General features: G+C 46.7%; 21 protein-coding genes. 5 read left to right on the top strand and 16 right to left on the bottom strand.

Annotated features, from left to right (window positions below; all coding sequences use genetic code 11):
• The first annotated feature begins 144 nt into the window (after positions 1-144).
• Together BLU03_RS01890 and BLU03_RS01895 are read left to right on the top strand one after the other, a co-directional pair.
• Positions 145-675 carry an acyl-CoA thioesterase gene (locus BLU03_RS01890; protein WP_008592299.1) on the top strand — a complete coding sequence of 177 codons (531 nt, stop codon included), beginning with the start codon at positions 145-147 and terminating at the stop codon, positions 673-675.
• Positions 675-1,049 carry a hypothetical protein gene (locus tag BLU03_RS01895; RefSeq protein WP_076569414.1) on the top strand — a complete coding sequence of 125 codons (375 nt, stop codon included), beginning with the start codon at positions 675-677 and terminating at the stop codon, positions 1,047-1,049. Before BLU03_RS01890 ends, BLU03_RS01895 begins: the two co-directional genes overlap by 1 nt.
• 51 nt (positions 1,050-1,100) lie before the next feature.
• On the opposite strand, the gene BLU03_RS01900 is transcribed toward BLU03_RS01895, so the two are convergent.
• The 3 genes from BLU03_RS01900 to BLU03_RS01910 all read right to left on the bottom strand — a co-directional run bounded on the left by BLU03_RS01900 (position 1,101) and on the right by BLU03_RS01910 (position 4,687).
• Positions 1,101-3,245, bottom strand: coding sequence for a type IA DNA topoisomerase (locus BLU03_RS01900; RefSeq protein WP_093105155.1), 2,145 nt, complete (start codon positions 3,243-3,245; stop codon positions 1,101-1,103).
• A 128-nt stretch (positions 3,246-3,373) separates the two neighbouring features.
• On the bottom strand, positions 3,374-4,081 hold the full coding sequence (locus BLU03_RS01905; protein ID WP_093105158.1) for a metallophosphoesterase family protein: 708 nt from the start codon (positions 4,079-4,081) through the stop codon (positions 3,374-3,376).
• 267 nt (positions 4,082-4,348) lie between these two features.
• Positions 4,349-4,687, bottom strand: a complete 339-nt coding sequence (locus BLU03_RS01910) for a winged helix-turn-helix transcriptional regulator (RefSeq protein ID WP_093105160.1) — start codon at positions 4,685-4,687, stop codon at positions 4,349-4,351.
• 121 nt (positions 4,688-4,808) lie between these two features.
• Between BLU03_RS01910 and BLU03_RS01915 the strand changes: the two genes are divergently transcribed.
• On the top strand, positions 4,809-5,861 hold the full coding sequence (locus BLU03_RS01915) for an LLM class flavin-dependent oxidoreductase (RefSeq protein ID WP_407690196.1): 1,053 nt from the start codon (positions 4,809-4,811) through the stop codon (positions 5,859-5,861).
• Between the two features lie 12 nt (positions 5,862-5,873).
• Entirely contained in the window at positions 5,874-6,440 is a 567-nt protein-coding gene (locus BLU03_RS01920; protein ID WP_093105163.1) for an NADPH-dependent FMN reductase, read from the top strand.
• 113 nt (positions 6,441-6,553) lie between these two features.
• Here BLU03_RS01920 and BLU03_RS01925 read toward each other — a convergent pair whose 3' ends face one another.
• From BLU03_RS01925 to BLU03_RS01945, 5 genes are all read right to left on the bottom strand, one after another.
• Positions 6,554-9,394, bottom strand: a complete 2,841-nt coding sequence (locus BLU03_RS01925; protein WP_076569401.1) for a UPF0182 family membrane protein — start codon at positions 9,392-9,394, stop codon at positions 6,554-6,556.
• 55 nt (positions 9,395-9,449) lie between these two features.
• Positions 9,450-10,520: a nitric oxide synthase oxygenase gene (locus tag BLU03_RS01930; protein WP_093105165.1), complete on the bottom strand. Its 1,071-nt coding sequence runs from the start codon at positions 10,518-10,520 to the stop codon at positions 9,450-9,452.
• Positions 10,521-10,670: 150 nt separating this feature from the next.
• Positions 10,671-11,600, bottom strand: coding sequence for an aldo/keto reductase (locus BLU03_RS01935; RefSeq protein WP_093105168.1), 930 nt, complete (start codon positions 11,598-11,600; stop codon positions 10,671-10,673).
• Between the two features lie 49 nt (positions 11,601-11,649).
• Positions 11,650-12,324 carry an LrgB family protein gene (locus BLU03_RS01940; protein ID WP_093105170.1) on the bottom strand — a complete coding sequence of 225 codons (675 nt, stop codon included), beginning with the start codon at positions 12,322-12,324 and terminating at the stop codon, positions 11,650-11,652.
• On the bottom strand, positions 12,324-12,686 hold the full coding sequence (locus tag BLU03_RS01945; protein WP_076569393.1) for a CidA/LrgA family protein: 363 nt from the start codon (positions 12,684-12,686) through the stop codon (positions 12,324-12,326). The genes BLU03_RS01940 and BLU03_RS01945 overlap by 1 nt, the downstream gene beginning before the upstream one ends.
• A gap of 184 nt (positions 12,687-12,870) precedes the next feature.
• Here BLU03_RS01945 and BLU03_RS01950 point away from each other — a divergent pair, with 184 nt between their 5' ends.
• Positions 12,871-13,593, top strand: coding sequence for a 3-ketoacyl-ACP reductase (locus BLU03_RS01950; RefSeq protein ID WP_008592348.1), 723 nt, complete (start codon positions 12,871-12,873; stop codon positions 13,591-13,593).
• Positions 13,594-13,667: 74 nt separating this feature from the next.
• Here the strand turns inward: BLU03_RS01950 and BLU03_RS01955 are convergent, their stop codons facing one another.
• From BLU03_RS01955 to BLU03_RS01990, 8 genes are all read right to left on the bottom strand, one after another.
• Positions 13,668-15,185, bottom strand: a complete 1,518-nt coding sequence (locus BLU03_RS01955) for a potassium/proton antiporter (protein WP_093105173.1) — start codon at positions 15,183-15,185, stop codon at positions 13,668-13,670.
• 144 nt (positions 15,186-15,329) lie between these two features.
• A complete protein-coding gene (locus BLU03_RS01960) occupies positions 15,330-15,776 on the bottom strand; it encodes an immunoglobulin-like domain-containing protein (RefSeq protein WP_093105175.1) in 447 nt (148 codons plus the stop codon).
• 175 nt (positions 15,777-15,951) lie between these two features.
• The gene (locus BLU03_RS01965; RefSeq protein WP_093105178.1) at positions 15,952-16,473 is read right to left on the bottom strand and encodes a GNAT family N-acetyltransferase; all 522 of its coding nucleotides are present in this window, start codon (positions 16,471-16,473) and stop codon (positions 15,952-15,954) included.
• A 30-nt stretch (positions 16,474-16,503) separates the two neighbouring features.
• Positions 16,504-17,976 carry an exopolysaccharide Pel transporter PelG gene (pelG, locus tag BLU03_RS01970; protein WP_093105182.1) on the bottom strand — a complete coding sequence of 491 codons (1,473 nt, stop codon included), beginning with the start codon at positions 17,974-17,976 and terminating at the stop codon, positions 16,504-16,506.
• On the bottom strand, positions 17,957-19,378 hold the full coding sequence (gene pelF / locus BLU03_RS01975) for a GT4 family glycosyltransferase PelF (protein ID WP_143023804.1): 1,422 nt from the start codon (positions 19,376-19,378) through the stop codon (positions 17,957-17,959). Before pelF ends, pelG begins: the two co-directional genes overlap by 20 nt.
• Positions 19,375-21,207 (bottom strand): DUF2194 domain-containing protein, encoded by a 1,833-nt coding sequence (locus tag BLU03_RS01980; RefSeq protein WP_093105185.1) that lies wholly within the window; start codon positions 21,205-21,207, stop codon positions 19,375-19,377. The genes pelF and BLU03_RS01980 overlap by 4 nt, the downstream gene beginning before the upstream one ends.
• Positions 21,204-22,133 carry a hypothetical protein gene (locus BLU03_RS01985; protein WP_093105187.1) on the bottom strand — a complete coding sequence of 310 codons (930 nt, stop codon included), beginning with the start codon at positions 22,131-22,133 and terminating at the stop codon, positions 21,204-21,206. The genes BLU03_RS01980 and BLU03_RS01985 overlap by 4 nt, the downstream gene beginning before the upstream one ends.
• Positions 22,123-23,358, bottom strand: coding sequence for a hypothetical protein (locus BLU03_RS01990; RefSeq protein WP_093105190.1), 1,236 nt, complete (start codon positions 23,356-23,358; stop codon positions 22,123-22,125). The genes BLU03_RS01985 and BLU03_RS01990 overlap by 11 nt, the downstream gene beginning before the upstream one ends.
• Positions 23,359-23,444: the final 86 nt, after the last annotated feature.

Below are 23,444 nucleotides of genomic sequence, written 5' to 3' on the forward strand. Positions count from 1 at the left end.
ATTCCTGACACACATGGATGAAAACATTTTCATAGACATTATCTATGTGACAGATGATATATTTCTATTTCACTTTCCCCCGGAAACGGGCGTACACTTGGTTTATCAACAAATTGACCAAACAGGAAAGAAGGAATGAATCATATGGAAACGAAACATCCAAAAGAAAGTTTAATCGTAAATACCGATCAGGTGATGATCAATGACCTGAATAATTATAATACACTTTTCGGCGGGACTCTTATGAAAAAATTGGACAATAACGCAACACTCTCCGCCCGCAGATATGCCCGGGCTAAAGAATGTGTCACTGCCTCGACGGATTCCATCGACTTTCTTCACCCGATACATCAGTCGGACTCTGTCTGTGTCGAATCATACGTTTCTTATACAGGCAACAAGTCGATGGAAATCTTCTGTAAAGTCATTGCGGAAGATATGATTACCGGAGAGCGTCGCATGGCGGCAACGGCATTCCTTACTTTCGTTGCCCTCGACGACAACAAAAAGCCGATAACCGTGCCTCGTCTCGTTCCGGAAACCGAAGAAGAAAAGTTTCTTTATGAATCCGGGAAAGAAAGAGCGGAACGCCGCCGTATAAGAAAACAGCACAGTAAGGAACTTACTGAAATAATCGGTCTCGAGAAACCATGGGAAAAAGGGGTGCACGTATAATGACACACATGGTGGCAGGATTGAACCAGTTATATAAAGTGAAAAGAGATGTTGACGACCTCCAGCGGGCCTATCCCGACCTTGGTGAACAGCTCGTACACGTAGTCAGCCTGACAAGACAACTGCAGTTGAAATACGGTTATATGGCATCTCTCATAAAGAATGAAGAACTGCCGAAATATGCCCCTAAATTTCTCCGTACTTCCATACTGAGTCTGTATCAGGAGGAAGTGCAGAAACTGAAGGAGCATCCTGACATCGACGAACTGAAACAGCTGCTGAAAAAATACGAAAACATCAGTGATTCCACTGTCTTCCTTATGATTCTCGGTGCCAAACCTGAACTGCTGCAGGGCTCCGTCATTATGAATTGATCTCCATCCGAAAAGCCCGGATCTCTCTTTGAGACCCGGGCTTTTCGCAACTCATTTTGTTTTATCTTTGGCAGGGACGCCGAAATCGAATTTGATATTGTAATCCTCATCCAGCGTCAGTGCTGTACTGAACGTTTTCTTATTTTTGCTTTTGAACCCTTTCAGCACTTTCGTTTTTTTCTTTTCACACAATGTTTTTATCATGTTTTCCGTAAGCGTTTTTCCAGCAAGACGTTTCGGGAAGGTTACTTTGCATCCATCTTTATAACCGGAACAGGCATAAAACTTATAACGGTCCACGATTGCCCCGGTCTTACAGGACGGGCAGGTGACGATGGGTTCGTTCCATTTCTTCTTCGTTTCTCCGATATCTCTCAGCTGGACTTTTTCAAGGGAGGAAGGAGCTTCTTTCATCAGCTTTCTGATGAACTTTTCCGTATTATCTATGAAGGTCTGTTTCGAACCTTCCCCCTCACCGATTTTCCGTAAGTACGCTTCCCATTTTGCAGTCATGGACGGACTGGATAGAAGCGTCCCTTCGATGGCCTCACACAGCATAATTCCTTTATCAGTAATGGCCACGTTGTTTTTCGTAACGGAAATATAATTCTGTTTCTTGATCGTCTCGATGATACCCGACCTGGTCGCTTCTGTACCTAGTCCTTCCACTTCTTTCAGTATTTCTACATCTTCCTCATCTTCCACCGTCTTTCCGGCAGTTTTCATCATCGTGATCAGCTGTCCTTCGGTATAAGGTTTTGGCGGCTGAGTCATACTTTCTTTTATATGGACCTCGGCTTCCGGTTCTTCCCCTTCTTTTACCTCCGGCAGCATTTCTTCTTTTCTCTTCTGTTTCGGAAACAGCTCTTTCCAGCCTGCATCCACTTCCCTTTTGCCTGTGGAAAAGAACACGAGGCCATGAACATCTGTATGAATTTTCGTTTCTTCATATACATGATTTCTATGAAACATACCGAGTGTCACAGCGAGCACTTCGTTGTAAATGTTCTTTTCTTCCCGGCGGAGTCCTTCCAGTTTCTTCGCCGTCGGGGTTGTTTTAGTCGGTATGATCGCATAGTGTTCTTCTACTTTCGCCCCGTTCACGTATCGTTTATCAGGCCTTAATGTAGCCGGTGTGAAGCTGCTTCCAAGTACTTGTTGATAATCATCCACCTTCTTCACTAAGTAATTGAACTCGCCCTGTGTGATGAAATTACAGTCCGTTCTCGGATAGGACAACAGTTTCTTCTCGTAAAGCTGCTGGGCGATTTTCAGGACTTTGGCAGGAGGGTATTTCCACATACGATTCGCCACGCTTTGAAGAGTGGATAAAGAATGTAGCTTAGGCGATCTGATACGCTTTTCCTTCTTGTCCACTTTCCGTACTGTACCTCTGTACGTATCTTCTTCTTTAAGACTGTGCTCCTCCATGAGCGCCTGCACTTTCGCTTTGTCTTTCTCCTTTATTTTGGCAAGACCTTTGTATGTCCCCTTCTTTGCCTTAAACGAGCCTTCTATCTGGTAGAAAGGTTCCGGAACGAATTCTTCGATTTCTTTGTGCCGCTGGTAAATAAGATAGACGGTCGGAGACTGGACCCGGCCGATGGATAAGTGACTGCCGAACCCTTTTTTCTGGAGATGCAACGTAAAAAGCCGGCTTGCATTCATTCCGACGAGCCAGTCACTGATCTGTCTCGCTTTCGCTTCTTCAAACATACGTCTGTCTTTCTCATTATTCTGCAACTGACGGAACCCTTCCCTCACTTCGTCTTTCTCGAGGGAGTTGATCCACAGACGTTTCACAGGCTTTTTCACACCTGTCAGTGTGTAGATACTGTAAAAAATATTCGATCCTTCCCGGTCCACATCGGCAGCATTCACAATGACATCCGCCTGCTTAAACAGCTGTTTCACCGCCTGGAACTGTTCCCACTTTCCTTTCGCCACTTTCTCCTGGAATATTTCCGGTACTATCGGCAGCTCCTCAAGCTTCCATTTCTTCCATTCTTTCCTGTAATCCTGCGGTTCTTTAAGTTCCACAAGATGGCCCACTCCCCACGTAATGGTGGCACCCTCCGGAAAAATGGGATCCGGTTTAAGCTGAATATGTGTTTTCGTTTTGGTTTGAACAGAAAAAGCTTCCGCGTACGCTTTCGCCTGGGAAGGTTTTTCCGCTAAAATGACGACTTTAGTCATCGGCCGGTCACGTCCTTTCTTTTCTAAAGATATCTTCTTTCCGTTAAAAAATCAAGAACGTACGTTTGCAGGAATATTGGTTGGACGGGTCGAAATAAAAAAGCTGCCGGAAAGATCCGGCAAGCTCATTATAGTGAACCGCTTCTATAAACATCCGCGACCAGATCGGCCTGGGGATAGTCGTTCTCATACAATTTATTCACTGCTTCTTCAACATCATAAGAAACTTTGCGGAGTTCCGTACTGTTTTCGCTCACTATCAGATAAGAAGCACGTGGATCGTTATCGAACGGTAAGCCCACACTGCCGGTATTCGCAATCACTTTTCCCTCGAGAGGACGTACATAAGGCAAGTGAATATGGCCATACAGATAAACATCGGCTTCTTTCTTATCGAAATATTCTTCTTTCACCTGCTCTTCGGGAGTATCGGGTTTCACTACATCAAACAGGCTGTCCGGCGTCGCATGAACGCAGTATACGTCCTTCTCACCGATAGTTTCCGTTACACTTTCCGGCAAGTTTTTAAGATAGGAGATATCCTCTTCCGTAAGCTTATCCGCCACCCATTCTCTTTCTTCCCTCATCATTTTAATATTCTTCTCCGGCACTTCTCCGTCCCGCACGCCGCGGGTAATCCAGGCGTCTGCATTACCTTTAATGACCGGAGCATCGAGATTTCGTATAAGATCCAGCGACTTCTTCGGTTCCGGGCCCCGGTAACAGAGATCACCGAGCATAACTACACGGTCTGCCCCCTGACGTTTTATATCTTCCAGTACCGCCTGCAGTGCTGTAGCGTTTCCGTGAATGTCTGCAATGAATGCCGTTTTCATAAGAAACTCCTTTCTCTCTTCTTCGCCACTTATTTTATGAAAGAACAGGTACTATCGTAGTCCCCTTCGTTCGCAATAAAATTTTAATTAAATTGCAGAAAACCCTTGAGAGATGAGGGAATACTGAAGCGACTCTGTTTTCATTTTTCGTATAATACTATTGCGAAACTGTACTATCACTTTGGGCCCGCCCAACGTCGTGCAACACTGTGTTTCAATTTCTTTCAATACTGACGGCTAAATCATTCCTTACTTTAGCACAATAATTCACGCTCTCTCCTTCTTCATTTGAGCATGTTTCTCCCCCCACTCATGCATCGCCTCCAGAATCGGCTGCAACTCTTTACCATACTCGGTAATCGAATACTCCACTTTCGGCGGAATCTCCGGATAGACTTTCCTGTCCACAATCCCTTCCGCTTCCAATTCTCTCAATTGCTTCGTCAGCATCTTCTGAGTAATTTCGGGGATTTCCCGCTTCAATTCACTGAACCTCTGTGTTCCTTCTTTCATCAGATGGAGCAGAATAATCGGTTTCCATTTCCCCACCAATATCCCGATAGCTTCCTGGACCTGACATTGATCCGGTTTAATATGTTCGTTCATCGCTGTGCCCTCCATAAGTATCATCAATGATACTATCTTACTTGAAAGTACGTACTTCTCATTCATTCTGTTATCCCTCATACTAACATTAGAAACATGAAAAGAGAAAGGTGAGTTTTTGATGAAATATGGATTGGACCCTTCGAATGGATTAGAATTCGGATTATATACCCTCGGTGATCATTTGCCGAACCCGTCGACCGGCGAGCGTATCCCGGCGTCCCAACGACTCAACGAAATCATTGAATTATCACAGCTTGCCGAACAGGCGGGTATCGACTTTTTCAGTGTCGGAGAGAGTCACCAGGACTATTTCACGACCCAGGCACACTCCGTAGTGCTCGGCGCCATCGCTCAGGCAACGGAAAAAATAAAAATAGCCAGTTCCTCCACGATTATAAGTACCCTCGATCCGGTGCGTGTCTTCGAAGATTTCGCAACGATCGACTTGATTTCAGGTGGACGTACCGAACTGATTGCGGGGAGAGCCTCCCGCACCGGAAACTTCGAGCTCCTCGGTTACAGCCTGAAAGATTATGAGGAACTTTACGAAGAAAAATTCAATCTTCTGCGTCAAATCAATGAACAGGAAGTGCTTAACTGGAGCGGGAATTTCCGTGCCCCACTTAGAGATGCACACATTCTCCCACGCCCGATGCACGGGGAACTTCCAATCTGGCGTGCCGTCGGCGGACACCCGGCAAGTGCGATGAAAGCCGGGTACGAAGGCGTGCCGATGTTCTTTGCCGCGCTTGGAGGTCCTGTCTCCACTTTCAAAAATACCGTGGACACCTTCCGACAGGCAGCGGCTCAGGGCGGCCACAACCCGGATGAACTCCCGGTCTCTATGGCAGGGTTTTTCTATCCTGGCGAAACGACGCAGGAAGCGTTACGCGAATCGTATCCATTTTTCAACGAAGGCATGAAGAAAACGAACGGACACGGTTTCTCGAAGCAGATGTTTGCCCAAGGTGCAGATCCCAGAAGCGTCATGAACGTCGGAAGTCCGCAGCAAATCATCGAAAAAATCCTTTACCAGCACGAAACATTCGGTCATCAGCGTTACATTGCGCAAATGGACTTCGGTGGCGTCCCATTTGAAAAATTGAAGAAAAACATCGACATGATCGGTGAAAAGATTCTTCCGGAAGTGAAGAAGCATACTAAAAAGTGAGGAGGAACCCGGATGCGAATTGTAGGTCTCGCCGGCTCCAAAGTCGGCTCTAAAACGAGAACAGCGATGGATTATGTGAAAGAATCAGTGGAACGTCAGTATCCGGACCATACGTTCACCCTGATCGATCTCAGTGATAACGATGTCGAGTTCAGTGACGGGAGAAACTATCTGGACTATAAAGGAGACACGGGATACGTTGCGCAAACAATTATGGAAGCGGACGCTGTCCTCATCGGCACTCCTATCTTTCAGGCGTCGATTCCGGCCACACTTAAAAACATTTTCGACCTTCTTCCTCAGGACGGACTAGAAGGGAAAATTGTCAGCATATACGCTACCGCAGGATCGGACAAACACTTTCTGATTCCGGAACAGCAGCTGAAGCCGATTCTTGGCTATATGAAAGCGCAGATTGTGCAGACGTACGTATTCCTGAACGACGAAGATTTTCTCAATAAGAAAATTATCAGTGATGATGTTTTCTTCCGACTCGACCGTCTCGTCGAAGATACCATGGTGCTCACAGAAACATACCGCCAAATCAGGGAAGCGGAGGATGCAAAATACGACTTTTGAATAGGAAAAACGACCAGACGCTTAGCCTGGTCGTTTTTTATCCTGATTCAGAGGAAAGTCCAATCATTAATCAGAAGGAACCGCCCCTTCACAGGAACGGTTCCTCCTCTAAACTATTCTTCACCTGAACTGTCCGAGCTATTCTCTCCTTCGGAAGATCCGTCATTCTCCCCGCCATTCTGATTCTCGGGGTTCTGCTGCCCGGTTCCGCCGGAGTTTTGGGAACTTTGAAGCTTGGACTGGATTTCTTCCATGATACGTCCTGCTTCTTCATAATTCCCGTCAGACATCTGCTGCTGATACTGACCGAAAAGGTCCGAGATTTCCTGCAGCGTTTCATTCGTCTCCAACCCGGAGGACTGACCTTCTCCCTGACCGTCTTCTCCGCCCTCTTCCGGTGCTTCGACTTCCGGATCGATGCGGGAAAGGAGAACTTCCAGAGCCTTATCGAAGGTAGGTTCCATAACAATCTGATCCTGGTAGGCGACAATAACCTGTTTCACTTCAGGCAGGGACGTCTCGTTGGAGGACTCGATATATACAGGTTCTGCATAAAGGACCGTATCTTCAATCGGCAGTACAAGCAGGTTACCCCTGATTACCTCCGAGCCGCCCTGGGACCACAGATTCAACTGCTGGGAAATGTTACTGTCCTGATTGATCCGGTTTTCGATCTGTTGCGGACCGTATACATTTTCCTGCTTCGGAAACTCATACACGACTTTCTCCCCGTAGTGCTCGCCATCATTCCTGACACCCATCCAGGCGATCATATTCTGCCGGTTTCTCGGTGTAAACGGAGTCATCAGAACGAATTCTTCTTCCTCGGCTTCAGGCAGACGCATCGTAACGTAATAAGGTTCCATCGTTATATCTTCGTTGAAGTATTTCTCCGTAGGTATTTCCCAGTAGTCCTCACGATTATAAAATACTTCCAAATTCGTCATATGGTAGGTCTGATACATTTGTGCCTGGGTCTTGAAGAGATCGATCGGGTAGCGGAAGTGGCTTTTCACATCTTCCGGTATCTCCTCAGTAAACAGATCAGGGAAAATCTGTTGATACGTCTGGAGGAGAGGCTCCTCGGGATTCACTGCATAATAGTCCACTTCTCCCGTGTAAGCATCCACCGTCACTTTAACGGAATTCCTGATGTAACTGTTATCTCCGGAGTACGGTTCCGAATAAGGATAATTCTCTTCTGTGACGTAGGCATCAATCATCCAGTCCATCGTGCCATCTTCGCGTATGAAAATATAAGGGTCTTCGTCATAGGTGAGGAACGGAGCAATACGTTCCACCCTGTCCATAATGTTCCGTGTCTGGAGAATTTTGGAGTCTCCTGTCACCTGATCGGAGACGAACATCCGGAATGATCCTTCATTAATCGCAAACAGGGCCCGGTTGATGCCGGAGAGCGGTACTCCGCTGTCTGCTTCAAATGTACTGGACATGTTCTCATCCCCAGCAGGGTAGTCGAACTCCTCGACGCCACTGTTGACGATGACAGAATCATAGTCTTCCTCTCCGAAATACACCTGTGGACGTTTTACTTCCGGTTTACCTTCAGGCGGGAGGTTTTCCACCATATACTCGGGCTGACCCTGAGGCGTGATTTCATTGACGTTACTCATGGAAATGCCGTAGCCGTGGGTGTAACGTAAGTTCTGGTTGACCCACGTCTTCGCTTGCGAAGGCAGATCCTCCGTATTCAGTTCCCGCGCTCCGAGGAATACCTGTTCATACTCCCCGTCCACGTTGTACCTGTCGATATCAATATCATTGAACTCGTAATAAGTACGGAATGTCTGCAGCTGATTATATACGCTCAAAATCGGCCGTGCATCATTGATACGTACGTTATTGATTGTGTCCTGATTCCTCTCCACCATGGACTGATTCAGGGAATCAGCTCCAGGGTGCTGCTCTTCGCTCATGTTTTCAAGATCATAAGCCGTTCTCGTCATCGAGAGATTTTCTTCCAGATAAGGGCTTTCTTTTGAAAATTCGTTTGGTGAAACGACAAAGTTCTGTACGATCATGGAAGTTCCCTGAGCGAGAACACCTACGGCTATATAAAGGATGATCGGTGCTATCATCGACTTCCATCTTCCCCGGAACAGAGCTATGATGACCCATATAGTTCCGAGGAGCGCGACTCCCGCCATCACGTAGGAGGCAGGATTGTTGACGACATCATCTGTGTAGCTCAGTCCGTGTACCACACTCTCCTGCACTACGTTCACCTGGTTGGTGAGAAGGGAACGGAAAGGTTCGAGTACGTGCTGGACGGCAAGAAGAATTCCGATGAGCGCCAGCGTTATACCCATGTGCATCTGCGCTTTCCTGTTCATCCTGTACATATTGTAGACAGAATAGAATCCAATCTCCACAAGGAAGAAAAAGATTGCAAGTCCCAGAACGATAGAAAGAACAAATTCGATGAATGGTAATACGAACATATAGAAGGATACATCCCGGTCAAAATGGGGGTCTTTCACTCCGAATGATTCGTAGTTGAGAAACTTCAGCCACGGTTCCCAGCCTACGCCCTGTACAAGCACACTTCCGAGCAGACCGACGATAATCGCAATTACAAGCGTCAAAAGGCGACTCTGCTTCTTGTTATTGATGAAAGGCGGAAGCTGTCCCGCGGTGAAATGTCCGACATAGACGTTACGTATCCAGCTCAACGTCATGTAAGTAAATATAGCAAATAAAATGAAACCGACGACTCCAAGCATCAGCTTGCTCGTCAGAATTGTCATGTAGGAATCCTGGTACCCCACGCTCCCCATCCATATGTAATCGGTGATCCAGTTAAAAGATATAAGTACAATGAACGCAAGGATGAACAGGACCGTGAAGATTTTCCCGAGCCATCCACCGGCTTTGTTCAGTTTCTGTTTTTGCGCAGCCGTCAGATTCTTTGTCTTTTTCGGTTTAATATCCAATAATAACTCCTCCTTTCTTCTACTATATATCTACGCCCTTTACGTATAAAAAGTTTCACGAAAAAGGGCACTTCTGATAAAAATAGTTCGGTGAATCCATTCTGTCTTCAAAACTCTGATGAAAAATGGGCGTTGTCGCAGGCGACACCGGGGGGTTCAGCCATGTCCAGTCCCCTGTAACCTGCCGGTTCTGTTTATGCTCATTCCTCTGGAAGACCTGAAACTGCCAGGCCGCCGTATGATGGTCAACGAGAGAGACCCCGTCCTGCTGGAAAGAGTATAGTACAGCCTGATTCAACTCCAGAAGCGCCCGATCCTTCCACAAAGAAGAATTCCGATTTGTATCAAGGCCCATCTTTTCAGCTACTACAGGAAGAAGATTGTAACGGAAATCATCCGCAAAGTTTCTTGCTCCTATCTCCGTTTCCATATACCAGCCGTTAAACGGGGCACATGTGTAATCGACCCCTCCTATCTCAAGCCGCATATCAGAAATTATCGGCACGGCATACCAACGCAGGTTCAGTTCCCGAAACCACTCATATTCCGGATGCCTGAGCGGTATCTCTAAAATAATGTCTTCAGGTACATCATACCACACGGGCTCGCGGTCATCGATGTGGAAGATATGGGGCAAAATATCGAAAGGAGTCCCTGCCCCTTCCCAGCCCATATCCAGTGCCTTCTTCGTAAGTGCCACCGAATCCGGATCTCCGATGATGCCCTCGTCCGTTTCGTATCCGGCATAGCGAAGCAGCTGGTGGTTCCAGATTTTCACTTCCCCATCGTCGGTTTTCGGCTTGAAAATACTGATGGTGGACTGGATCCTCCCTCCGTTGGTTGCTTCGTGAATATGTTCCTGAAGCGCACCCGCCACTTCTTCTTCGGTTCCAAGGTGCCTTTGATCCTTTACTTCAAGACGATTCCAGAATAATCTGCCGATACATCGATTGCTGTTGCGCCATGCCATTTTCGCTCCATATTCCAGTTCTTCGTATGTATGGGTATAAGACCCGGTTTCCGCGATTTCTTGGGTTACTGCTTCGGTCCTTGCCCGTAACTCCGCTTCCGTTTTCCCTAATTCTTTATAGCATTGCTCCAAAAATTGTTCAGCCTGTTTTATCATGACGACCGCCCTCTCTTTCCTGTTAATTTTATCACAAGAGAGATGCCGAAGGCGGTGACGAAGCTGTGAAGCCTGTATAGTTATATAAAAAAACCGGACCCCGGAAGGTTTCCGGAATCCAGGTCTCGCCTTATTAATTGAGTTTTTGTTTTAAGAGAAAAGCTGACTGATGCGTGTGATTGTTGCCTGATCCAGTGTCACATCTGCTGCTTTGTTGTTATGAAACACCTGGTCTTTTCTCTTCGCACCCGGAATTACAGCATCGATTGCTTCCTGATGAATGTAATAAGCGAGCACGAGCTGAGCCGTATCAAGACCGTATGAATCCGCAATCGGTTTCAGTTCGTTTACTTTACGGACGTTCTCTTTAAACTTCTCCCCCTGGAACTCGGGTTTCTGATGGCGGAGATCCCCTTCAGGAAAAGTCGTGTCCTCCTCATACTTACCGGCCAGTAGTCCGGAGGCAAATGGGAAGAACGGTACGAAACCGATCCCCTGTTTTTTCACATAAGGGAAATACGTCTCCTCTGCTTCCCGCTCAAAAAGATTATAGTGTTCTTGTATAACATCGACATATCCGTCCTGATTCGCTTCTTTCAACTGATCCATCGAAAAGTTGGAAACACCCACACCCCGTATCTTACCTGCCTCTTTCAATTCCTGAAGCGCACCGACTGCTTCATACTTCGGTGTATCTTCATCCGGAAAATGAATATAGTAAAGGTCGATGTAATCGAGACCGAGACGCTTAAGGCTGTTATCAACCGCCTGTTTCAAAAACTCCGGACGGTTACTTTTACCGCCGTCATCTGTATGAGCACCTTTCGTAGCCAGAACGACTTCCTGTCGCTTTCCGGATTCCGCAATCGCCTGACCTACGAGTTCTTCGGAACGTCCGTTACCGTAGGCATAGGCCGTATCAAGAAAATCCACACCTCTATCGATAGCCGCTTTCACCATATCTACGCCCTGCTGTTCATCAAGATTCGGATATATGTTGTGCCCTCCGACTGCATTTGTACCAAGTCCGATTGGATTAATGGATAAATCCGTTTTGCCGAGATTTACTTTTTTGACCATAATTATCCCTCCTGCACCACTGTTTCCACATTTCTTTTAAAATTAATCCTCAGATAGCCAGAAGCCATACGAAAAAGGGTCCGAAAAAAGAACCGATGATAGCAGCCAGACTCATTGCCACGGAGCTCATCGATACGGTTTCTTCGCCGTATTCCACGGCTTTTGAAGTGCCGAGGCCGTGCGCAGCTGTGCCGAGGGCTATCCCCTTCCCTCTGTCACCGAACGAAATATATCTGAAAAATAAGGGAGAAGTCAATATAGCGGTGAATCCTGCAATCATCGTGAATGCTACTGCCATCGAAGGAATGCCGCCGATTTCGGAAGCTACCGGGACCGCAATCGGTGTAGTCAGAGACTTCGGTAAAATGGTCAAGAGCAGTTCGCGCTCCAGACCGAGAACTTTCGCCATCGCATATCCTGAACCAAAAGCTGTAACGACGCCGATGATTACACTAACGACAATCGGCAAGAAGTGTTTCTTCAGGACAGCCCGTTGCCGGTACATCGGATAAGCCAGAGCCACTACAGCCGGCCCCAGCAGGCGGTCAATCCAGACCGCTCCTTCCATATACGTCTTATACGAAACACCGGATATAAGAAGCACAGCAACAACCACCGCTACTGTAGTAAGCACGGGAGTAAGCAGGGGCGTACGGTATTCAGAATAAATTTTGCCCATCAATAAAAAGGTAAGAATCGTAAGCAGAAGCATTATAAAAGCCATTACGCCCCTCCTTTTTTTGACAGTTTTTCACTCGTAAATCCGGCGACGAACATCGTCAGCCACGTCCCCGTAATTGTCATTATAATCATAACGATACCCGTACCGCTCAGCAACACGGGGTACTCGATGATCCCAACCGTAACCGGCACAAAGAATAATGGCAGATACGCCAGCATAAAACCTGCACCGTGATCGACCCACCCGGCCGGGAGCACACCGGTCAGGAGCAGAGTCAGAAGAAGCAAAAGACCGAGGATGCTTCCTGGCACCGGGAGCCCGCTCCACTCCTGGAGTTTACTTCCTATGTAGTATAAAACGAATAGTCCTGCCACCTGCAGAACAATCTTTCCTCCGAGTCGCATACACACTCCCCTTTCTTCGTTCCGGTACGATCGTTTCTCCCTATATTATCATATTATTGGTGGTTTTTTCCCGTACTTCCATCGTTATGAAGACTCTCATGAAAAACAGGACGAATGAGCAGTTCCATTATTCATGTTACTCTTTAAGTTGGAAGTATGTACTTAAATGAAGGAGGAATTACGTATGGGACAAGACATTAAGGGTAAAGTTGCATACATTACCGGGGCCGGCAGCGGCATCGGTAAGGCGACAGCTATCGAATTCGCGCAGGAAGGCGTTCATGTCGGGCTCATTGCCCGTACCGAAACGAAACTTCAGCAGGTGAAAGAAGAGGCAGAGAAATACGGAGTAAAAGCGGAGTACGCTGCCGTGGACATCTCTGATCTTGAAGAGACGGAGAAAGCGGTTTCCGGTCTGAAAGAAAAGCTCGGGAAAGCCGATATTCTTATCAATAACGCAGGGGTCGGCCTGCACGGTAACTTCCTGGACACGGACCCTGACGACTGGAAGAGGACAGTGGAAATCAACCTGTTCGGTATGTATCACATGACCCGTGCTGTACTTCCGGACATGATCGAGAAAAACGGGGGAGATATGATCAACATCTCCTCGAGTAACGGTCTGAAAGGTACTGCGGGTTCCACTTCGTACAGTGCTTCCAAATTTGCCGTTCAGGGAATGACCGAAGCACTGATGCAGGAAGTGCGTCCGCATAATATCCGCGTCTTTACCATGAACCCGAGTCTGGTAGCAACTGAACTCGCATTCGGTGATAACCCTGATAAAAATGATGAACAGAAATTCATGCAGCCGGAGGATCTGGCTGAATACATGGTGGCGCAGCTGAAGCTTCACCCGCGCATCTTCATTAAACAGTCTCTCCAGTGGGCAACCAACCCTTTCTGATATTTGTTACAAAAAAGCCTTTCCCTCCTGAACGGGGAAAGGCTTTATATATATGCCGGGAATTGAGAAGCGGGTCAGTCATCTTTATCCGTATCCCTGTCTACGCCCGTTTCCGGACGGGGCACGCGTTCTTCGAGCACCTTTTTCAGACGTTCTTTATAAGCGGCTTCCACGAGAATGTAGAGGAAATCCCCTTCCTTGATTTCTGTTTCCCCGTACGGCGTAATGACCCGGTTCTCCCGGATGATCGCGCTTATGTTGGCCCGGTTGGGAAAAGAGATTTCATACAGTTTCTTCCCGACGACAGCTGACTCCCTGTTCGTCTGGAACTGTATCATTTCCGCCTGGGTTTTCCCCATTGAAATCAATTCGATGGAATGGTGCGGTACATCCTTCTTCTTCCCCACGAGTTCGAGTTTGTTTGCAAAATTCGAAATCGTCGACCCCTGAACTAGTGCAGAGGAGAGGACAATAAAGAAGACGATGTTGAAGATATCGCGACTTGCCCCCAGTCCCTCAACGATCGGGAATGTGGCCAGTACGATCGGCACGGCTCCGCGAAGGCCGGCCCAGGAAATGAAAATTTTCTCTTTCACTGTATAATTCATTTTAATGAGGGAAATAAATACGGCAACGGGCCGCGCAACGATAATGAGAATGAAGGCAAGGAGTAACCCGTTCCCCATAATCTCTGCGGTAAATAACTGTCCGGGATATACGAGCAGTCCGAGAATAATAAACATCAGAATCTGCGCCATCCATGCAAACCCTTCATTGAATTGAAAAATCGAATACCGATAAGTCAGCTCACTGTTTCCGATGACGAGAGCTGCCACATATACTGCAAGAAATCCGCTGCCCCCTGCGAACGCAGTGATACTGTATGTAATCAGGGCAAATGCCACGGAAAGAATCGGATAAAGAGCACTTGAGTCCAGCCTTATATTGTTGATCGACAGAGAACCGATTTTCCCGACCGCCAGGCCAAAGAGAAGACCGAGTCCCATCTGCACAAAAAAGGTCGGGATCATAGTCCATATACTGCCATCGTTAGCGGCGATAAGCTCAATAAGGGACAGGGTGAGAAACACCGCCATCGGATCGTTCGTCCCTGATTCAGCTTCAAGCGTCGCTCCCATTTTGGCCTTGATATTCCTTTCTTTTAAAGCGGCGAAGACAGCAGCCGCATCGGTTGAACCGACAATCGCTCCGAGCAGCATACCTTCAAGAAGCGAAAAATTGAAAAGGAAATAAGCACTGAATCCGATGAGTAAAGAGGTGATCAGCACACCGATAGTTGCGAGGGACAGAGAAGGGAGCGCTACAGATTTAACGGTCGCCCATTTTGTGTGCAGTCCACCTTCAAACAAAATGATGACAAGAGCGAAGACACCGATAATCTGCGCAGTACCTGCATCATGGAAGTAAACCAGCCCCAGCCCGTCGCTGCCTATTACCATCCCGACCATTATAAACAGGATCAGGGAAGGGATACCCCAGCGACTGGAGAACTTGGCAACAATGATGCCGCTGAATAGTAGAAACGCCGCTAATAGTAAGAATCCGTTTGTGCCAAACGAGTTGAGGAACATAAATAGATTGGAGTCTCCTTCTGAAAGTTATTATTAATCCTTTCTTTAAGATTATAGGAATTTTATATTAAAATCAAAATTTCATTAAAGACTTCCACATTTCAACTGCTGTCAGAGAGGTTCGGATATTATCCGGCTTTACTTTCAAGTGACCGGAAGCACCCTGAATTCGGAAGCAAGCCTGAAAACTTCTTCGGTTTCCCGGGATTCGGTCATCGTCACTACCACCCGATATACCCCCGGTTCAAAATCGGATTCTATTTCATCCAGAACAACAGCAGATTCGAAACTCTCCCCCGGTTTAATTTCTTTGGCCCGTTCCCGAAATGGAACTTCTTCATCGAACGCCAGTTCTTTCCACGTTCCGTCAACTTCTTTTTCTATTTTGTACCCCATATCATAAAAAACGGGGGCCTCACTCGCATTGATGATGTAAAAGTGCACTCCGTTTTCCCCATTATCGACTTCCGATTCCGCTTTAAAGGTAACTTCGTTTTCCGTATGCGGGAGTTGGCCATACTCACTCGTCGGATAACCTGATTGACAGCCTGCAAGCAAAACCATACATATCATAATCACCGCTCTGTTCAAAGCCGCTCCCCCCTGAATCGGTAAAACTTCACCGGTACCTGAGTTTCATTTCCAGCACATTACATCCCTGCCATAATTATAACAATTCTGATAATTAAAAGGATAGAGGAATATTTTCCAATTATCAACCAATCTTATCATGAACCCGCTTCTCTCCATCTGCCGCGAGTTGTATTTATTCGGCCGGAGTGGCGAGACCGGAGATATCATCCCATCCATAGATCAGCTCATTCAGCGTTTTTCCGTCTATCCCGATTTTTATTTTATCGAGTAGTTTTGCGCCCAGCGCTTCGTAAAAACATCTGGATTCATTTTCAGCCAGAACGTATACGAGCATCGAAGACCGTCCGCCTTCCATAAGCTCATTCACGACGGGAGTAAGCAGTTTTCTGCCAAGCCCCTTCCCCTGGTCATCTTCTCTTATATAAATGGCGTACAGCTCCGCTTCATGCGGATGAAGTTGAGGAGATCGGCTTGGACCTCCGCTTGCAAATCCCGTAATCTCCTCTTCTTCATTCACCGCCACGTAAACCATACCTTTTTCGATAATCTTTTCCCATTTCTCCCTTCTGTTCTCCGGGGTCATCCGGTTCAGGTATCCCTCCGGTACAATCCCCCGATACGTCGTCTTCCAGGTCTCCACCTGAACTTTCGCAACGCCGGGCGCGTCTTCCAGGCGTGCGCTTCTTATTTCCATATGATTCCTCCTTCCGCGTAGCTGAAACAGTTATATGAATCTTCTTTCGTTCAACCATTTTCCCATTTTCGAAAAAACCAACCTCGCCTGTCTGTTTGACCGGTCATGAGGACGGCAGAAAGCATGGTAATCCACCTGATCGATGAAAACGGCCAGCCTTACCATAGCGAACAGGAAAGAGGCCGTGGAGCCTATGGAGAAGCTGAGCCCGTATCCATCGTATCCAAGAGGCAAAAACACCAGAGACAGAATCAGGTTCAGACTGAAGAACATGATTGATGTGTACATAGCTCCCCGCCGATCCTCAAAGTAAAGAAGAATGAGAGTAACTATGAGTACCATAGCGTTTGAAAACGCTCCGACTGCCGTAAATCGGAAGATGGAAATAATTTCGTCCTCGAAACTGAGAAAAGCTGTCAGGTAACCGATGAACAGAATAACGAACAGGGAAAAAACCCCCTGACTCCGGAAGAGACCCTCCAGCTCCTGTCTCAATACACGCTGCATTTTCTCTTTAGCCTTCCTGATTTCACCGAGAGTTCCGCCTTCGTTGACATTCCCGTAGAAAATCCGGTACCTTTCATAAAAACGTGTTTCCACGGAAACCACAAAAATGATAAGAGCAGGGATGATTGTCAGATAAGAAAGGAAAACGGCCGTATCGTATATTCTATGATAAAGGAAAGTATCAAAGAGGGAAGAGCCCCCCGGCCCGAACCATATTACCCAGTTACAGACCCACACCCCTGCGTTATACAGAAAGCCCGTCCAGAATAGAGACGGGTACTTATCAAAATAACTTAAGTAGCTGAACTGGTCTTCGACCGTTTTCTCTCCAAAAGTCATAAGCATAGAAAGTAGGAGTCCAAACAGCGTTACGATCATCCCGCTCGTAAAACCGAGAAGCAGAAAGAAGCTGAGGCTATGTTCTGCAAATGTGAACATTTGCACATTGAACCCCATCCAGACAATAAGGATAATGGAAATGACAGCCCCGCTCAGAAAACTGTACGCCACAGCCTGGTAAAACTTAGCCGCACTTAAGAATAAAAACATTACCCAAATCAGGTTAATAGTAACAAATAATGCCAATATCAGAACATTGAAGTGAAAAGGAAGCTCGGAGAACCAGAGGAACAGCAACCAGATGACCGATGCAATCATCAGAGTCAGCTTCGTCATTCCTATGAATGTTGCAAATATTTCTTTCGAACGGTTTTCAAATATCAGGTCTGCAAGATACCGCGTAACGACCAACTGCTGAATACCGAAAATCACCTGGGAAAAAATGAAACAGTACGCTACCGACAGCGTGAACAGTTCATTTTCCTGCCGGCTTATATCGATGAATTGAGTGGTGAGCCACTGGATCAGGGTAATGGTAACGATAACGATGAGCCACGGGCCTGCTGTCACCAGTCCTGCGAAGACATATGCTTTGAAACGGGAAGAAAAGTAATCCTCCTGGAACAGTTTCTGTAATCTAAACCCGATGCCTGCCATAAGCTTCTTCCCTCCTCTGATACAATTCTCTGTACTGTTCAATCAACTGGTTCAATTGATAATACGTCTCCACACGTTTTTTACCGTTCCAGCCGAACTTTACAGTCTCCTCCGGATGAGCGTACATCCACTCACATTTTTCCGCTACCTGTAGCGGCTTTACCGGTGGCACGACAAATCCTGCCGGTCCGTACGGATCACCTTCACCTCCGAGAATCAGTTCGGAACAGGACCCCACGTCTGTAACTACCCACGGGACTCCGGCAGCCATTCCTTCCAGAACTGCGAGCGGCTGGCCTTCGGAAATACTGGTAAGTAAGCACACATCAAATGTCGGCAGATAATCACTTATATTCACTTTGCCTGTCAGAAAGACGGAGTTCTCGAGTTCCAGCTGATTGATAAGACGCCTGCATTCCTCTGCATAATCTTCTTCTTCATCGAGCGGGCCCATTATGTACATTTCAAATGGAATGGACTTCTCGGCCAGAAGATTAGCGGCCTGGATCATCGTCTTGATATCTTTGATCGGAACTACCCGTACGATAGCGCCAATAATCAACGTATCCTTACCTTTTTCGGATTTTTGGATAGCGCCCAGCCGCTCATAGTCGATTCCGTTAGGTACAACATGTAACTTCCCGGCAGGTGCCCCAAGCGTCTCCTGCAGTTCACTGTTTCTCTCAAACAGCGTAATCACATCATCCGCTTCCGTGTACGCCTGCAGGGACAAGTGATGGAAAAATTTCACCCAGCGCTCTTTGTAATAATCGGCGATCCATGCCGCCTGCAAAATTTCTTCCTCGCGCTCCCGGGAATAGATCCCGTGCTCTGTCAAAATAAAAGGAATGTCCTGCTGCTGTTTCATGGCGGCTCCTATCAGCCCGGCGTAACCGGTGGAAACGGACTGGACCAGATCCACGTCCGGAAAATCGAACTGCAGCAGTTCAATAACCGGCGAGAACATTCCTTTCCACATAAAGAGATATTCAATAAAAGAAGCCGTCTGCTTTTCTTCTTCATAGCTGCTTTGTACGATATGCCAGAACAGCCGGCTCGAGAAGAACTCGGAAGGATCTCCCAGCCTTCCGCTCAGCATATTCAGCGCCGTATCACTGGTCTTCCGGAACATCATCCATTCGGTGAGTGCTTCCTCTTCTTCTGCAGAAAGCCTTTGTTTTTTTATCTTCTTTTTTTGTTTCATGTTCAATGGAAGGTTGGTTACGCCGGTTACGTTCTCCGGCAAAGTGTAACGATAATCTTTTTCCGTCATCTGTTTCGGTGTGATAGCGACAATTTCAAATTCATGTTCGGGCATTCTCTGAATCATCATTTGCACCCAGTTGGCCACTCCCCCACTGACGTAAGGATAACTCCCTTCCACGATCATACCTATTTTCATTTGCCCCGCTCCTTAATAAGGATCTCAGCTTCCGGCTCTTTAACAGTCACCCGGTATAATCCTTCACTTAATTCGTCCACACTACCATAAGAATATTTTCCTTCATTGAGAAACTTGCCATTCTCCAGCCTGATGAGAAACTCACTCGGTTTCAGGATTTCATCCCCTGTAATAACGATCCGGTCTTCCTTATAGGATACCGTCAGTTCCGATTCCTGATAACTTTTCATTTTTTTCGTAGCGTTCGACTGGGTCATGGCTTCCAGGTAAGGGTAGTTTTCTTTAACGTGCTCTCCCATATCCTGTAACCTGGAACGCATCTGGCTCCAGTTTCTGCCTTGTGCCCTGTAGGAATCCAGTACGTCATCCGGGTGGACGAAGTGGGAGAAAACACCAAAGTTAGCAATAACGTCTGTCTGGAGAAACTGGTCTTCCGGACTTTCTGCATATCCGCTCGTCATTCGCGGAAAATAATAAAGGTTGTTCTTAACATCGCCCGGCCCGAATTCCTGTTCAAGACTTCCCTTGTCTCCCCCGATATATAATGAACTGATTGTCTTTAATTCAGGAAGCGACTGTTCCAGCGCTTTAATTCCGGTCGTGTTGATTACGTTGGAAGGAGGAACGTAGGATTTGATCTCTTCGTCAGGAAAATAGTATTTGAAAACACCTTCCACTTCCTTAATCATTTCCACCATCTGCCGGTTATTCTTCCACGGTACATATCCGAGCGTCTCATCTATCGGTTCGGAAGGGGTGACCAGGGACTGGTGGTTATACCCGTGCAGACCAAGTTCTCCCCCTTCACTCAATAAATCACGGCCGAAGTAGAGCATAGGATAACGGAGATTTTCCCGGATCTCTTTCCCTTTCAATTCCGTATCATCCCTGTACGTACCTATTAAATAACCCGTGTACGTGAAGTCATGGTTCTCTCCGATCTCTTTCATATCCTCCCACCATACGTCTGTGTAAAAATCACGTATTGATTTATCATACTCCTGCTCTATTTTCTCCGGAGTTTCAAAAGGAATAGGGGACGGAAAGTCGTCGATATGAAAAACTTTAATGGAGGCCTGGGCACTGACGAAAGCAGGCGGAAGCATGGAGAGTGATTGAAGCAGCATTCCCCTCGTAGTTTTATCCACAGTGATGGTTGAATTCCAGAACATCACTTTCCCTTTGCCTCTTTCATGGATCCACATAAGCGGCTTTTCTTCCACTGTAAGAGGCACCGCTACCTCTTCTTTCAGTTCAACATCGGCGATACTGTGGGAAAAAAGTTCAGAGGATGCACCAAGATCCACGTAACCGGGGAACAGTTCCTGTTCGAAAGAAATACCGTGCAGATCGCCTTTGTAGCCCTCCGCTTTCTTAATACCAAGAAAGTCGTTCCAATCCGAATCGACAAAACGGCCGGCGATCATCACCCGTCCGCCTTCTTCCACAAACTCGGTGATAACGTCCCTCGGCCACTCTTCGGAATGTTCTCCGGCAAGAACTATTATCGAATAAGGGGAAGGGGCAATGTTTTTTATCTCCTCCCTGCCTACCTGTTCGTATGGCACTTTTGCATACTCGAGGGCCTGTTTCATATTTCCGATGGCTCCCTCGGACAGGTCACTCTCATTCTGGTGAAGAAATACCTTGAGTTCCTCCTCCCCCTTCTTCGGCTCTTCCGCAGTCATTACCGGGAACTCATTCTCCGGTGAGGAGTTGGGAGGAAACCACTGCTGGAACGTTTCCATTCTGATGAGCTGCAGAATAGTCACCATGCCTATCAGCAGTACAGCGAAGGTTATGCTCAATTGAATTGTGTGTTTTTTCATAATTCTTCCCCCAGCAAATGTTCAACAATGAAACGTCTGGATTCCGGTATATTGGTCTTCGGGACGTTTTCTTTCAAGGCACTCAGCACGCTGCGTATCTGTTTCCAATCTTTTCTTCCGTAATAATAACGGAGAAGTACCAGATATCCTTCAGCCTGAAGAGGGTGCTTTTCATTCATACTTTCGAGTATCTCCACTCCGGTGGAAGGATCACCCCGATACAGATGAAACTCTCCAAGTCTTTCAAGGAGCAAGGGGCGGTCATTGCCGGAAGCAAGTTCTTCCTCCATGAAACCTTTGTACTCCTTCTCGAGTCTCGAAAGGGAAGGACCTTCCAGCAGCTCACTTTTCAGAAATCGTTCATAGGCTGATAACAGCGTCTTTAAACTGGTCGTATCATCTGGAGTGTATTCCAATTTTGCGAGCTGAATTTCCTTCTCGTGGTTGTCTATCAGCAGGTTCCGGGTCGTAGCAGCGTAGTGGACCATTTCCGAGTTCTGGTTTGTTAGTCCGAGATTTACGTAATGTCCTTTTCTGGAGACGTCCGAATTGATCAGCCTCATAATCGCATCCTGTTTAGATCGTGCTTCAAAATCCGTAAGAGTCTCGGAGAACGGCTGCATATCATAGCTTGCTCTTGCTTCATATCTGATCTGCTCCAGCATCGGCGGCTTATAAGTAACGTACTCCTCGTATGATTCCAGTATGTCATTGCTGCCGAAGCGTCTGGCCATATACCAGACCATCCCTCCAAAAATTTCTCCGATTACAGGGAGAAATAAGCTTACAGTAAAAATCCACAGCACTACTCCCTGTTCTTCTTCTTCCGCCCTTTTCTGAAGAAAAAGCAGCAAAAGAAAAGCCAGAACACCGTGAATAAAATAAAATGTGAGTATCCATACCGGTTGTGTGAAGTTATTGAACATACTGCACAACCTTCTCATCCATAACTTTCTGTATACGATCCTTTACGATGCCGGCATTTTCCGGACCGGTTCCCGGAAGCAGGAAATAAAACACTCCGGTGCCTTCCTCGAACCCGACTATATCCACTTCCCGGAGGTAAGAGCGCAAAATGATTTCCATTTCAACTTTCGACACTGTTCCGGCGTTGACGTACGGCACCTCTATCACACTATAATCGACATCGAACTTCTCTTTACGGTCCTGCTGCTCGATGACTTTTTCTTCGAAAGCTTCCTTGAAATAAATACGTGTCCCCGGATACATTTTCTTCTCTTCTTCTTTCTGCATAGATGCCCGGGATTTTTCAATCCGGTCCGAAAGCCAATCCAGCAGAACGGAAAGAATCTGTATTTCATAATTCGTCAACCGTTCAAAATCGAGATCGTTGATGATCAGCACTTCCTGTACTTTGCCGTTTTGAATAATTGGGCCTGCCAGCACCGGAGCGTCTTCATCATCTTCAACAGAACGGATCGTCACCGTTTTATTCGAAAATAATCTCTGAAGCATCGAATCCTCTCCGGAAACGAAAATGGTCTGCAAAAACGCATCAGGCCCGCCTCTTTTCACACTGAGCCTCATCGCACTGAATGATGCGTCCACATGATAGATGGCTACTTCCCGGGACTGAAATAAATCCGAAATGATCTCAATCGCTTCGTTCCGTATGAGATAAGGGGTCGGCTGATCAAGCGCTTTTCCTACCTGGTAAATTTTGGTCAGGGTGTACTCGCTTTCCAGAACGCGGTTTTGCATCGCTTTCATCGACTCTTCCACGGACTGGATGACCTCTTTCACGTTTTCATTCTCTTCGTAAAGTTCGGAGTTACGGTCACTTAGAGACTCATATCTTTCCCGGAAACTTGTGCCGTACATCCCTCCGATGACGGCAACCAGGAGCAATAGCGCGACATTAATAAAACGGTCGAAGCTGTAGAATACAAGGAATACGTCCCCTCCTCCAATCACCATATCCGCCAGATAGTAAGCCAGCACAAGAAGGAAACTGCTTATACCGATCGTCAAACCGTACCTGAGAGAAAATAAAAGTACCGTTATAAGAAAAGGATTCAATGTCCATTCTCTCATCTCTAACCCGAGTATTTGATCTATCATTCCCAACCCTGCAATGACCAGAATCAGTTCAATGGATTTCCTGATTATGCTTGATTGTCTGTAAATCATCTCATCACCCCTTTTTGGTTCGTTCGGAATACTTTCGAAATAAGTATATTTAATTGTCACAATTGTATATAATAGTAATTACAAAA

The sequence above is a fragment of the Salimicrobium album genome (assembly GCF_900107115.1).
In the GTDB taxonomy this organism is placed as follows: Bacteria; Bacillota; Bacilli; order Bacillales; family Halobacillaceae; genus Salimicrobium; species Salimicrobium album.